Source organism: Rhodocytophaga aerolata, assembly GCF_030503435.1.
Taxonomy (GTDB): Bacteria; Bacteroidota; Bacteroidia; order Cytophagales; family 172606-1; genus Rhodocytophaga; species Rhodocytophaga aerolata.
In genome coordinates, this window is record NZ_JAUKPO010000004.1 from 46,650 (window position 1) to 60,366 (window position 13,717).

Here is a 13,717-nt window from a genome sequence, read left to right on the forward strand (position 1 = left end):
TCGATCAGCTATACACACTATCTAAAATTTATTATTCTTTTGAACGCTATAGATGTATTAAGTATCAAACAACGGTTTGGTATCATAGGAAATTCACCTTTACTCAACCATGCTATTGAGGTTGCTGCCCAGGTAGCAGGCACAGATATGACTGTGTTAATTACTGGTGAAAGCGGCAGCGGAAAAGAATCTTTTTCTAAGATTATTCACCAGCTCAGCAAGCGCAAGCATGGCCAGTTTATTGCCATCAACTGCGGAGCTATTCCGGAAGGAACCATCGATTCAGAATTATTTGGCCATGAAAAAGGCTCATTTACCGGGGCACATGAAGCCCGCAAAGGCTACTTTGAAGTAACCGATGGCGGCACTATTTTTCTGGACGAGATCGGAGAAATGCCTTTGGGCACACAGGCTCGCTTATTGCGTGTGCTTGAAAATGGGGAGTTTATCCGTGTAGGTTCTTCTAAAATTCAAAAAACGGATGTGCGCGTGGTGGCAGCAACGAATGTAAACCTCATGCAAGCAGTAGACAAAGGAAAATTCCGCGAAGACTTGTATTACCGCTTAAGTACAGTTCCGATTTATGTTCCACCGTTACGTGAACGCGGAAATGATATATTGCTGCTTTTCAGGAAGTTTGCTACTGATTTTTCTGAAAAATACCGGGTAAAGCCCATCTACTTAACTGAGGAGGCCTCTGCCCTTTTAGTGCAATTCCGCTTTCCGGGAAATATTCGCCAGTTGAAAAATATCGTTGAGCAAATGTCGGTTCTTGAATTTGAGAGAGAGGTCAGCCGCGAAACGTTACAGAAATATTTGCCTGCCCACCAAAGTAGCCAGATGCCTGCTTTACTCCGGGATGCTGAGCACCGGGACACTAGTTTTTCTGAGCGGGATATTCTCTACAAGGTCCTGTTTGACATGAAAAAAGACATGACGGAATTAAAAAAACTGGTCTATGAACTTTTGCAGGGCGATAGTTATACGAATGGAGATGAGTTGCTAAAAGACCATCAGGATCTGTTCAGTGGCGTATCGCAGGAAAAACGCCAGGAGCCAATTGTAAATCCGCACCTATTACTCGAAAACGGGAAAAACAAAAGCAATACCATAGAACTCGATAAGGTAGAAGACATTATACATGAAACAGAGGAAGATTCGTTATCTCTGGAAAAGAAGGAAAAAGAAATGATCTTGCGGGCATTGCGAAAAAACCGGAATAAACGGAAGTATGCGGCACAGGATTTGGGCATTTCTGAACGTACCTTGTACCGGAAAATAAAACAGTACGAAATAGAATAACTTCTCCTTAGCTTGCCTTTTCTATGCATAAAATGCCTCTTCCATTTTTCTATAAAACTATACTTGCCTTTTTTTTTATTATACTATCCTGTAATGGATGCAAGTTTGTAAATTATTCATTTACCGGGGTGTCACTCAGCCCAGATGTTCAGACAATTTCCGTTTCTAATTTTATTAATAATTCAGGAGGTGGCCCGGCAAACATTACCCAGAATTTTACAGAACGCGTAAAGGAATACTTTCAGCAAAACTCTACTTTAAAAATCTACCAGCCCGACGGTACAGCAGATTTGCTGTTGGAGGGCGCTATTACTGGCTACGACGTTACGCCGATAGCCCCGACTGAAGGACAGTTTGCTGCCCTTAACCGGCTTACGGTGCGTGTACAAGTGAAGTTTACCAATACAAAAGACGAAACACAGAATTTTGACTCTCCCTTTTCTTTCTATGCTGATTTTGACCAATCTCGCACCCTTACATCTGTAGAGAATGAATTGCTCACCGTGATATTTGATCAGATTGTACTGGATATATTTAACAAATCGGTTGCCAACTGGTAGCATATTTTTTTTGTATATTCACACTTTTCAAACCCTATAGCTTAGCAAAACATTGAACAGAGATCTATTCAGTAAATTTATCGCTAGTCCTGCCAAAATCAGTGCACAAGACATTCCTGCTCTGGAGACTTTTGCTGAACAATTCCCTTATTGCCAGCTGGCTCATTTTTTTGTTGCTAAACCCCACTATGACCTTTTAACTGTACAGGCAGAAAAGAGAGTACAGCGGGCTGCTGTCTTTGCTACCAGCCGCTACAAGCTTAAAAAATTTCTGGAGATTGCCGGAGAGGCTGTTTCCGACCAAACGCTTGATGTGGGCCCAACCAATCTGGCAGAAGTGATCAGTCCCTTAATTAGCTCTCCCATCGATGAGCTTATTCCGCAGCCTGTACCATCAGAAACCACGTTTCCGCTGATTGAAACTACCCCTGCCACAGAGGAGATAGCAAACCAAGGGTCTCCACTTGCAGAAACGAACTTTACTGCACTGACTGAAAAGATAAAAAAGACCAAGCAAAATGAAATTATTGACAATTTCATTAAAACAGAGCCCAGAATTTCCTCCCTAGCTAACCTGGCTAAAGAAGCCCTTGCTAAAGATTTATCGGAGGGAAGCAGCAAGGCACCTGCCGGATTAGTGAGTGAAAACCTGGCCAATATCATGCTCAAACAGGGAAAAACTGACAAGGCCATAGAAATTTATGAGAAACTGATAGTGAAATATCCCGAAAAAAAATCGTATTTTGCAGAAAAAATAGAAATCCTGAAAAACAACTAGTTACCGTTTTATAAATTTTACTCATTCAATTTTCTAATTCTTTATGTACATTGTAGTAGGCCTGATAATATTCGTTTGTGCATTGTTAGTGTTGGCCGTGCTTGCACAGAATTCCAAAGGTGGCGGTTTATCCAGCCAGTTCACTGGCACTAGTTCTAACCAATTAATGGGTGTAAAACGTACCAACGACCTGCTGGAACAAATTACCTGGGGCCTGGCTATTTCCCTGATCATCTTATGCTTGTCTACCACCTTTTTGCTAGATACCAGCAGCGGCGGACAAGTTCCTAATAGTATTAATGTGGAACGTGCACGCGAAAGAGCAGCTGCCCCACAAGGAACACTTCCCACGGCTCCTGTTCCTTCTGGCACTCAAACACCAGCCACAACCACACCTGCTGCTCCTGCTGATTCAGCCGGGCAATAAGTAAGAAGTTTTTACTCAATCAAAAAGGGATGAAATCTGAATTTCATCCCTTTTTGATTTTAGCATTTCTAGGTTCTACGAGACTGATATATGTTTTACCAGCAACCGTTTGGCAATTGGCAGCAGGGTTTCATCCAGCGGGCATTCAATTTTAGACTCTACCAGATAAGTAGCCGGATTGGGGAACTGCTTATGCCGCTTGATTAAATCTATTTTAATATTTTCAAAGGTGATGCCTATCCCCCTGCGGATCGACTCTAAAAAATACGTGTGTACACCTCTGTATTTTTCGTGGGCATTTTCAAATATGGAAATCTGATACTGGTATATGCGGGTTTCAGTGGTATTTGTTTCACTCAGGAATAAATAGCCTTCAATCGGATATAAGGGTGAAAGGCCAATAGGTGTAATATTAATGTGTTCCTCTATCCACTCATAAATATCTTTTCCTTCCTGCAGCATTTCCTTGAATTTGGGTATGGAATACCCGATAATTTCTTCCAGATCCGACATAAAATTATCGTCTTCGATGAGTTTAGTATAAGACAACGTCAGCTTTTCAAAATCTGCTTTGGATATTCTTTTCGGGAAATTTTCGTAGATCAGCTTTTTGTTTTCTTTGATGGAAAGCAGATTTTGGTAATGAAAAACCAGATCAGATAAGTAGGGATATAATTTTTTTTGATTAAAATGATTTTTTACCTCTTGTAGGTAGGCGAGAACAAGGTATTTTTTGTACTCAAAATCAATAAGCCCTTCTGTGAGCCAGTTTTTGTCCAGTGTCTTCATAGATGAATATTTATTGGTTATAGCCAGATGGTATGTCCAGAGTTGTATTTTATTTAATGCAGCGCGTGCATGCAGACATAGTACAGGCAAAAAAAAATGGCGTTTTACTATCTAAAATGTACTAATTATACGGATAGGAATCAATAGAGATGCTGGCAGAAAAGATGACACTGACAAAAAGTACGACAAATTAGGCAGTAAATTCGATAACTATTGTCAGATTTTGGTTAAAAAGAGGATAAATCTTACCTTTGGCACAAGAAGTGATCAGAAGCAAACCGGATAATATTATCACTTATCACATTAACCTCTATAACGAATATGCCAAGCGTAAACATTAAACCACTTGCAGACAGAGTTCTGGTAGAACCTGCTGCCGCTGAAGAAAAAACAGCTTTTGGTATCATCATCCCTGATACAGCTAAAGAAAAACCTCAAAAAGGACAAATTGTAGCTGTAGGCAGCGGAAAAAAAGATGAGCCTCTGACTGTTAAAGTAGGCGACACAGTATTATATGGCAAGTATGCCGGAACAGAAATCACTGTGGAAGGTAAAGAATACCTGATCATGCGTGAATCTGATATCTTTGCAGTGCTTTAGTACATTAAAAATTCTGAGATCAGAAACTTTCTGATTTATTTTTTACATTCTTAAAATTTCATCTCAAGTTTTTAAATTTTAATCTTAACATCCTAAATATCATCAAATTATGGCTAAGAAATTGTTTTTCAATACAGATGCAAGAGAGAAGCTGAAAAAAGGCGTTGACACTCTGGCAGATGCAGTAAAAGTGACATTAGGTCCTAAAGGCAGAAACGTTATATTAGATAAAAAATTCGGTGCTCCTACCATCACAAAAGATGGTGTTACAGTAGCCAAAGACATTGAAATTAAAGAACCTATCGAAAATATGGGTGCACAGCTGGTTAAAGAAGTTGCTTCTAAAACCGCTGACACTGCCGGTGACGGTACTACAACAGCCACAGTATTAGCTCAGGCTATTTTCTCTGCGGGTATTAAAAACGTAGCAGCCGGTGCTAACCCAATGGATTTGAAACGTGGTATCGACAAAGCTGTAACTGCTGTCGTAAAAAGCCTTCAAGCACAATCCCGCCCAATCAACAGCTCTAATGAAATAGCTCAGGTTGCTACCATTTCTGCTAACAACGACACTGAAATTGGTAAAATGATTGCCAATGCCATGGACAAAGTTGGTAAAGATGGTGTAATCACTGTAGAAGAAGCCCGTGGTACAGAAACAGAAGTAAAAACAGTAGAAGGTATGCAATTCGACAGAGGCTATCTTTCTCCTTACTTTGTGACTAACACAGAGAAGATGGAAGCTGAACTGGAGCGTCCTTACATCCTGATTACTGAGAAGAAAATTTCTTCTATGAAAGAACTGATGCCTGTGCTGGAAGCTTCTGCACAGACTGGCCGTCCGTTGCTGATCATTGCTGAAGATGTTGATGGTGAAGCCTTAGCTACCCTGGTAGTGAACAAAATCCGCGGCGTGTTGAAAATAGCTGCTGTAAAAGCTCCTGGCTTCGGCGACAGAAGAAAAGCGATGTTGGAAGATATTGCTATCTTAACTGGCGGTACAGTTATTTCTGAAGAAAGAGGTTTCAAACTGGAAAATGCTACCTTAGATTACCTGGGTACAGCTGAAAAAATCACTATCGATAAAGATAATACAACTATTATCAACGGTAGCGGTACTTCTGAAAACATTCAGGCCCGTGTAAGTCAGATTAAATCTCAAATGGAGAACACTACTTCTGACTATGACAAAGAAAAATTACAAGAGCGTTTAGCTAAATTATCTGGCGGTGTAGCTATTCTGTATATCGGTGCAGCTACTGAGGTTGAGATGAAAGAGAAGAAAGACCGTGTAGATGATGCCCTGCATGCTACCAGAGCTGCCGTACAAGAAGGTGTGGTTGCCGGTGGTGGTGTTGCTTTCTTGAGAGCTATCGAATCTTTAAAAGATGTTCAGACACACAATGAAGATGAAGCAACTGGTGTAAACATCATCAGAATTGCTTTGGAATCTCCTCTAAGAACAATTGTTTATAATGCTGGTGGAGAGTCTTCTGTTGTGGTAAATAAAGTAAAAGAAGGAAAAGACGACTTTGGTTACAATGCCCGTGACGATAAATATGAAAACATGTTTGCTGCCGGTGTAATTGATCCAACTAAAGTTACCCGTCTGGCCCTTGAAAATGCTGCTTCTATTGCTGCTCTGTTATTAACTACAGAATGCGTAGTAGCAGACGAACCAGAAGAAAATGCTCCTGCAGGTCCACCAATGGGTGGCGGCGGTATGGGCGGTATGATGTAATACTCATTTCTGGTCACACCTTATATAAAATCCCTGAAGCTACTTCAGGGATTTTTTGTTTTCACACAGATCGCCTTTCTAATGTAGAACAATGTATTCGCTTACTCTCCCATACACCTCTATGGCTGATTGCACGTATGAATAGCTTATAAATAAAAAGCCTACATGCGAATACTTCTGCGCTACTTACTCCCACACAAAAAGCTGGTTATTCTTTCTTTACTCCTGGCTGGTATTAGCCAGGTACTTGCCCTGATCGACCCAGTGATATTTGGGAAGATAATTGACGAGTATGCCACTCCCCCATTTACCCTGACAAGTGAAGAACGAGTAAAAGGAGCCCTATGGCTGATGTTGTTGGCGGTGCTCGTGGCCATGCTTTCACGGCTGTCAAAAGCCTTTCAGGAATACCTAACCAATCTGGTGGTACAGAAATTTGGGGTTCAGATTTTTAATGATGGCCTGAAACAAACCCTTAGGCTTTCTTTTGAGGAATATGCCAACAAAAACAGTGGCGAAACCTTATCTATTTTGCAGCGGGTAAGGCGTGACACAGAACGGTTTATTACAGCCTTCATTAATATACTTTTTTCTTCGTTAGTAGGTATTGGTTTTCTGGTTTGGTATGCCATAACCAAGCACTGGGCACTGGTGCCAGTTTTTATTCTGGGTATTGGTGTGCTGGGTGGTTTGACTAGCATGCTTAGCGCCAAAATAAAAACGCTGCAACGGTCCATTAACCGGGCAACCAATAAAATGTCCGGCATTATAACCGAATCGCTGCGTAATATAGAATTGGTTAAAAGTCTGGGGCTTACTTTTCAGGAAATACGGCGGCTTAGGCAACATACCGAACATATATTTAATTTGGAGATGGAGAAAGTGAAGCAGGTCCGTACCTTGTCTTTTCTGCAGGGAACCGCACTAAACCTGTTAAAGCAATCTATCCTGTTTACGCTGCTGTGGCTGATCTTCCGGGATATACTGACTACCGGCGAGCTGATTTCTATGCAATTTATCTCGGTAGCCATTTTTGGCCCATTACAAGATTTAGGTACGGTTATTCTGGCTTACCGGGAAGCAGAAGCGGCTTTGTTCAATTTTAATGAGCTTTTACAAAAGCCCATCGAGAAAAAACCGGAAGGAGCTATTGATATTGGGCCCCTTCAGCAGCTGCGTTTTGAAGACGTAGTATTCCGCCATCAGGAAGCCAAAGAAAATGCCCTGGATGGTATCTCCTTTGAGGCGGCCAGTGGTGACACGCTTGCTTTTGTTGGCCCTTCGGGTTCAGGTAAATCTACGTTAGTGAAATTACTGGCAGGCTTGTATACGCCTGTAAACGGTACAGTTTATTTTAATAACATCCCGGTGAAAGAAATATGGCTGAATGAAGCACGTCGCCAGCTTGGATTTGTAACACAAGAAACCAACTTATTTTCAGGTACTATCAAAGAGAACCTCCAGTTCGTGAAGCCCGATGCAACAGATGACGAAATATATGTAGCGATGCAGAAAGCCTCCTGTACCAATCTTTTAGCAAGATCAGAAAATGGGATTAATACTCAAATTGGTGAGGGAGGGCTCAAAATGTCTGGTGGAGAAAAGCAGCGGCTATCCATTGCCCGTGCCCTGATCCGGAAACCACGCCTGCTGATTTTCGATGAGGCAACCTCAGCACTCGATTCTTTAACCGAAGAGGAAGTCACAACTACTGTACGTGAAATTTCTGCCTTGCGGGAGCAGATTACCATATTAATAGCCCACCGCCTTTCTACTATTAAACATGCAGATATTATTTATGTACTGGAACGTGGCAAAATTGTAGAAAAAGGCAATCATGAACAATTAGTAACTTTAAAAGGGCTGTATTATGCCATGTGGCGGCAGCAAATTGGTGAGCGGAAGGAAGAATTAATTATTAACCCAGATAACCAATCCATCCGGGATATACACTTGTAGACTAGCAGGTAAAAAGATTCCGTTTGCCTTCTTATGATAAGAACTGCAAACGGAATAGCTAAAAATCGGAGATACAAACCTTATCAAACAAGCTGCTCGTGTTGTTTCTTCAGCCATCCCATGGCTTCTTTTCTATCGGCAAACACCTTTGATGTATAAGGGGTTTCATTCAATTTGTTGGATATATTATTCACGGCTACTTTGTTAAATATATCTCTGGAATAGATTGTAGCCATTAACCGTATATGGGTTTTGTTGAGCTTAGGAATGTTTTCCTGAACGGACCACTGCATACTTTCTGCAGGAATCACGCCCATATTAGTAAGGTCATACATGCAATTGGTACATTTTTTTTCTAGTAGCAAGCGCATTAAATTTTCATTTACTTTTTTAAACTCTTCATGCTTGACGAATTTACAATCATATGTAAGGATAGCCAGAGAAAGCTCTTCTACATACTCCACTGTAATGTTGTTTAATTTAAAGTATTGCATAGCGTTTATTGTTTTCCTAAATATACAACACCTTAGTAAGAGGATATTTGGGTTTTTAGCCATCTGTTTACACGCGTAATATCACCTGAAGGAATTTAGCAACTTTGTATATGCCTGGGTAAGAATGGTTGGGGTTACATGGAATTTAGCTACCATCTTATCAGGACTAATCCGATGCATGATGCATAGCTTTTTTTTCTAGGGCTTTCTTTTTTTCTATTGGCAATTTAAGGTAAATGGGTATAAAAAACGTATATTTAATTTACTGTTTTGCTTAATCATTAGGTAAGCTCCTACTTTTTAACCTGTTACTGCTTTAACTATTTTTTAATGTTTTTTTAATGTAAAAAGCAGACATAAAGGCCTGAAATTTGCTAAACCATGTTAAGCCCAACACATGATATTTGTCTGAATTCCTGGATAGATACTGCCTGAATAGTTCATAAAATAAGAAGAATCACTCACCAATCAACACTTTTTGTATTCTTGTAACTAACAAAACCTTCTCCTGCTCATCTGTTAATCTTATAAAGTCCTGTTACTTTAAAATATCTTTTGGTGTTTTTACTGAAATTAAAATTTCAGCCTGGTGCTCTATTCAGTTTTCATGATCAGGATAATTTAATTGGATTCCAATCCATTTCCCAGCTACTTGTTTTTACTTTTTGCCTGATTAAATGAGGTTCAACCAAACAATTTTTCTCAAACAGTTTTTCAAACTTTATTTTAACAAACCATTGCCATGTTTCAATTTTACTTCTGTAAACAGCTCAGCAAGCTGTATTGCCACGCGTACGGTTATTTGATTGTAAAAACTACAAATCTGGTTTACAACAAACTAAATTATTTAAGCCTGGGACATTTTACTGCCAAACATCTACTTATTGTTTGTCTGATGGGTTTACTTTCCCAGGCGCCGCAAGTACATGCACAGACCCCACCTACCGGTTTTTCTTCCGTACTTGTTTCGTCACAATGGAATGAAGCAGTAGGTATTACGTTCAATACCAGTGGGCAGAAAATGTTTGTCTGGGAAAGAACAGGCAAAGTCTGGGTGGTTGAGAAGGAACAAAAGCAATTGCTGCTTGATATTTCTCAAGAAGTGGGCGGCTGGCATGACCACGGATTATTAGGTTTTACGCTGCACCCCCAATTCGATCAGAATGGATATTTTTATCTTTTCTATCTGGTAGATCGTCATTATTTGATGAATTTTGGTACTGGCTCCTATAACCCCAACAGTAATAGTTACTTTAGTGCAACCATTGCCAGAGTAACCCGCTACACTGCTACCAAAACTACAAGTGGCTACCAGTCTTCTGGACGCAAAATTATCATAGGTGAAACCAAATCTACAGGCATCCCTTCGTTGAGCCGGAGCCATGTAACCGGATCACTGGTATTTGGCACCGATGGAACCTTATTGGTGGCCACTGGCGATGGTTCCACCTCCTCTGCCCTGGACGTTGGTGGCATAAGTCCCAATAGTTACGCTGCACAAGCCATTGCCGATGGGATAATCACCTCCAAAGAAGATGTAGGGGCTTTCCGTGCACAGATTTTGGAATCTATGAATGGGAAAATACTTCGCATTGACCCAGAAACCGGGCGGGGCATTCCAAGCAATCCGTTTTACGAACCCTCCAACCCTGGTTCAATTAAATCTAAAATATGGGCTATGGGCTTACGCAATCCGTTCCGGATGGCTATAGCGCCTGGCACTGGAAGCCATTTAGCCGAGGAAGGAAAACCCGGTATTCTCTATGTTGGGGATGTAGGGTGGTTTGTATGGGAGGAAATTAACATTGTAGACAAACCAGGTTTGAATTTTGGGTGGCCGATTTTTGAAGGTTTAACCTACAATACCTCTTACAATGGTACCAAAATAAGCAACTTTTATGCACCCAACCCACTAAATGGAATTAATGGTTGTACCCAACCCTACTTCTACTTTCAAGATTTATTAAAACAGGCAACACCCACTGGTACGGCTAGTTTCACCAATCCATGTAATGCAACACAGCCGATACCGTCATCTATTAAAACGTTTGTGCACGCCAGACCAATCCTGGACTGGAATCACTTGCAAGGCGGGCCTGCTAGAACCGGTACGTTTAGTGGGGGCAGAGCAGCGGAAGTAGGCATTGGCACGTCAGGATCGCCAATAGCCGGTAAACAGTTCGGAGGCACTTCTTCTACAGCCGGGGTCTTTTACACAGCCGATGCATACCCAGCAGCCTACCATAATACCTATTTCCATGGAGATTATGGAAAAGGCTGGATCAAAAATATAGCCCTGGATAATACATACAAGCCTACCGCTGTCAGAAGTTTTATTGACAGTGGTGCCGTAGTGGTATCAATGGCCGTAAACCCGGCTGATGGGAATTTATATTATGTAAACTTTGGAAGTGAAATAAGAAAAGTAGTTTATTCGGCTAACCGGCAGCCGGTAGCCGTAGCCTCTGCTTCAAAAACCTATGGTCCTTCTCCTTTAAGTGTCCAGTTTACCGGAAGCAACTCCTCAGATCCGGAAGGCGCTCCCTTGAGTTATGAGTGGAATTTTGGCGATGGTTCTTCCAGCACATCTGCTAATCCGAGCCATAGCTTTAATGCAACTACTGGCGTACCGGCAAAATATACAGTAATCTTAAAAGTGAAAGATGACAAAGGACTCACCAGCCAGACGAGTTTAGTTATTTCTCCAAATAACACACCTCCAAGAGTCTCTATTGTTTCTCCGGCAAATAATTCTCTGTATCTCATAACCAGCCAGTCAACTTATACACTAAAAGCAAGTGTAACGGATACGGAGCACGGTAGCACCCAATTAGCCTACCAATGGCAAACCACGCTTCATCACGACGATCATACTCACCCGGAGCCGATAGACACGCGTAAAGAAGCCACTACTACGCTAGACCCGGCAGGTTGTGACGGAGATACCTATTTTTATACCATATCACTTATCGTTACTGATGCCGGTGGATTAGCTTCCAGCGATGAAATTAAATTATATCCCAACTGTGGGACTACGTCTAATCCCCCGATCATTCGCGAATTTTGGGCAAATATTTCCGGCACAAGTGTATCCGCCATTCCGGTAAACACCCCCCCTACATCTACTTCCCAGCTTACGCTGCTGGAAGGACCAACAAATGAGGCTGAGAATTATGGGAGCCGGATCAGGGCTTTTGTTCATCCTCCGGTAAGCGGCAACTATACATTTTATATCGCCTCCGATGACAACAGTGAACTTTGGTTAAGTACGAATGAAAGCCCTGCCACTAAAAAGAAAATAGCTTATATCTCAGGCTATACGTCTCCCCGTCAATGGAACAAGTTTACCACACAAAAGTCAGTGTCTATTGCCTTGCAGGCAGGAAAGAAGTATTATCTGGAAGTATTGCATAAAGAAGGTGTAGTAGGCGACCATGTTTCCGTAGGATGGGATTTACCTGACCAAACACAAGAGCGGCCAATACCGGGTTCACGGCTCTCACCTTATAGTGGTTCTACGGCTTCTCCTAGCTTTTACCGGGCGATTAACCTGAATGGAGCTGCGTTGAGCATTGACGGCAGAGCCTACGAAGCTTCGGCAACAGCGGCTAACTTCAGCTTTAGCGGCCGTACATTCGCCAATCAAACCATCAGCTTAACACCATCCACAGATGCCAGCCGCAGCACCATGATCCGCTCTTCCATCTTTGCAACTGCGAGCAGCCAGGCTAGTATTGCTGTGGGAGCCCTGCCGGCAGGTAGTTATGAGTTGTATGTGTATGTATGGGAAGACAACACAGCCGAACGCTACAACCTGAGTCTGGAAGGCCAAAGCATTGTCAGCAGCTATACAAGCGGTGCAGGAGGCAGTTGGGCCAAGCTGGGCCCGTTCCGGACCACGATAAAAGATGGAACCTTGAACCTGGTAGCAAGCGGGGGTGCAGCTAACTTATCGGGTATTGAATTATGGAAGGTAAGTAGCACTACTTCAAATCAATCTCCAACCATTTCTATCTCCTCTCCTGCTGCCAATGCTACTTTTTCAGCCCCAGCCACTATTACCATCAATGCTAATGCGGCCGATACTGATGGTAGTATCAGCAAGGTAGAGTTCTTTCAAGGAAATACTAAACTGGGCGAAGATAGCAGCAGCCCTTATAGCTTTACGTGGAGCAATGTAGCCGCAGGCAGTTACCTGCTTACCGCAAAGGCTACCGATAATTCCGGAGCTACTAAAACATCGGGTAGTGTACAAGTGAGTGTTACAGGCTTGAACTTTTACCGGGCAATAAACCTAAATGGAGCTGCGTTGAGTATTGACGGCAGAGCCTACGAAGCTTCGGCAACAGCAGCTAACTTTAGCTTTAGCGGCCGTACATTCGCCAATCAAACCATCAGCTTAACACCATCCACAGATGCCAGCCGCAGCACCATGATCCGCTCTTCCATCTTTGCAACTGCGAGCAGCCAGGCTAGTATTGCTGTGGGAGCCCTGCCGGCAGGTAGTTATGAGTTGTATGTGTATGTATGGGAAGACAACACAGCCGAACGCTACAACCTGAGTCTGGAAGGCCAAAGCATTGTCAGCAGCTATACAAGCGGTGCAGGAGGCAGCTGGGCCAAGCTGGGCCCGTTCCGGACCACGATAACAGATGGAACCTTGAACCTGGTAGCGAGCGGGGGTGCAGCTAACTTATCGGGTATTGAACTATGGAAAGTTACTAGTTCTGCACAACGGATAGCCGCAGAGGCGGAATCAGCCCTGGTAGAGGTTTTTCCGAATCCATTTTCTCATTCGCTTACCATTCGTTTTCAGCTACAAAACTCTGATGATGTAAAAGTAGAACTCTATCACCCTACAGGAACGCTGGCAAAAACGCTGTATGAAGGAAGAGCGGAGGCTGGGCAATTGAATGAAGTAGCTTTTCATTCCCAAACCTTGCCAGATGGCTTATACATGATCCGGTTGGTAACACCGGGAAACGTTTATTATAAGAAGGTTATGTTGATTAAATAGTCCGTCAACAGCTTGGTGAATATGCAACAACCCCTGATGGTGAATGATCG

At 42.3% G+C, this 13,717-nt stretch carries 10 protein-coding genes; 8 read left to right on the forward strand and 2 right to left on the reverse strand.

Annotated elements, in window-relative coordinates:
* Nucleotides 1-30: 30 nt before the first annotated feature.
* From Q0590_RS08995 to secG, 4 genes are read left to right on the forward strand one after another with little or no spacing between them, the layout of a single operon-like run.
* Nucleotides 31-1,302 (forward strand): sigma-54 interaction domain-containing protein, encoded by a 1,272-nt coding sequence (locus tag Q0590_RS08995; RefSeq protein ID WP_378410132.1) that lies wholly within the window; start codon nt 31-33, stop codon nt 1,300-1,302.
* Nucleotides 1,303-1,325: 23 nt separating this feature from the next.
* Nucleotides 1,326-1,862 carry an LptE family protein gene (locus Q0590_RS09000; protein ID WP_302037189.1) on the forward strand — a complete coding sequence of 179 codons (537 nt, stop codon included), beginning with the start codon at nt 1,326-1,328 and terminating at the stop codon, nt 1,860-1,862.
* Nucleotides 1,863-1,914: 52 nt separating this feature from the next.
* Complete coding sequence (locus tag Q0590_RS09005; RefSeq protein ID WP_302037190.1) at nt 1,915-2,640, forward strand: tetratricopeptide repeat protein; 726 nt, start codon at nt 1,915-1,917, stop codon at nt 2,638-2,640.
* Between the two features lie 43 nt (nt 2,641-2,683).
* On the forward strand, nt 2,684-3,067 hold the full coding sequence (gene secG / locus Q0590_RS09010) for a preprotein translocase subunit SecG (protein WP_302037191.1): 384 nt from the start codon (nt 2,684-2,686) through the stop codon (nt 3,065-3,067).
* Nucleotides 3,068-3,142: 75 nt separating this feature from the next.
* Here the strand turns inward: secG and Q0590_RS09015 are convergent, their stop codons facing one another.
* Nucleotides 3,143-3,856, reverse strand: coding sequence for a hypothetical protein (locus Q0590_RS09015; RefSeq protein ID WP_302037192.1), 714 nt, complete (start codon nt 3,854-3,856; stop codon nt 3,143-3,145).
* A 321-nt stretch (nt 3,857-4,177) separates the two neighbouring features.
* Between Q0590_RS09015 and Q0590_RS09020 the strand changes: the two genes are divergently transcribed.
* The 3 genes from Q0590_RS09020 to Q0590_RS09030 all read left to right on the forward strand — a co-directional run bounded on the left by Q0590_RS09020 (nt 4,178) and on the right by Q0590_RS09030 (nt 8,156).
* Nucleotides 4,178-4,456: a co-chaperone GroES gene (locus tag Q0590_RS09020; RefSeq protein ID WP_302037193.1), complete on the forward strand. Its 279-nt coding sequence runs from the start codon at nt 4,178-4,180 to the stop codon at nt 4,454-4,456.
* Between the two features lie 109 nt (nt 4,457-4,565).
* Nucleotides 4,566-6,197: a chaperonin GroEL gene (gene groL, locus Q0590_RS09025; protein WP_302037194.1), complete on the forward strand. Its 1,632-nt coding sequence runs from the start codon at nt 4,566-4,568 to the stop codon at nt 6,195-6,197.
* A gap of 165 nt (nt 6,198-6,362) precedes the next feature.
* Complete coding sequence (locus Q0590_RS09030; RefSeq protein ID WP_302037195.1) at nt 6,363-8,156, forward strand: ABC transporter ATP-binding protein; 1,794 nt, start codon at nt 6,363-6,365, stop codon at nt 8,154-8,156.
* 83 nt (nt 8,157-8,239) lie between these two features.
* Here Q0590_RS09030 and Q0590_RS09035 read toward each other — a convergent pair whose 3' ends face one another.
* On the reverse strand, nt 8,240-8,650 hold the full coding sequence (locus Q0590_RS09035; protein ID WP_302037196.1) for a hypothetical protein: 411 nt from the start codon (nt 8,648-8,650) through the stop codon (nt 8,240-8,242).
* Nucleotides 8,651-9,392: 742 nt separating this feature from the next.
* On the opposite strand from Q0590_RS09035, the gene Q0590_RS09040 reads away from it, so the two are divergent.
* Nucleotides 9,393-13,667, forward strand: a complete 4,275-nt coding sequence (locus Q0590_RS09040; RefSeq protein WP_302037197.1) for a PQQ-dependent sugar dehydrogenase — start codon at nt 9,393-9,395, stop codon at nt 13,665-13,667.
* Nucleotides 13,668-13,717: the final 50 nt, after the last annotated feature.

Excerpts from the sequence above, each read along its gene's own strand:
- Q0590_RS09015 (WP_302037192.1), bottom strand. The coding sequence starts at position 3,856 with ATGAAGACACTGGACAAAAACTGGCTCACAGAAGGGCTTATTGATTTT.
- groL (WP_302037194.1), top strand. The coding sequence starts at position 4,566 with ATGGCTAAGAAATTGTTTTTCAATACAGATGCAAGAGAGAAGCTGAAA.
- Q0590_RS09030 (WP_302037195.1), top strand. The coding sequence starts at position 6,363 with ATGCGAATACTTCTGCGCTACTTACTCCCACACAAAAAGCTGGTTATT.
- Q0590_RS09040 (WP_302037197.1), top strand. The coding sequence starts at position 9,393 with ATGTTTCAATTTTACTTCTGTAAACAGCTCAGCAAGCTGTATTGCCAC.
- Q0590_RS09000 (WP_302037189.1), top strand. The coding sequence starts at position 1,326 with ATGCATAAAATGCCTCTTCCATTTTTCTATAAAACTATACTTGCCTTT.
- Q0590_RS09035 (WP_302037196.1), bottom strand. The coding sequence starts at position 8,650 with ATGCAATACTTTAAATTAAACAACATTACAGTGGAGTATGTAGAAGAG.
- secG (WP_302037191.1), top strand. The coding sequence starts at position 2,684 with ATGTACATTGTAGTAGGCCTGATAATATTCGTTTGTGCATTGTTAGTG.
- Q0590_RS09020 (WP_302037193.1), top strand. The coding sequence starts at position 4,178 with ATGCCAAGCGTAAACATTAAACCACTTGCAGACAGAGTTCTGGTAGAA.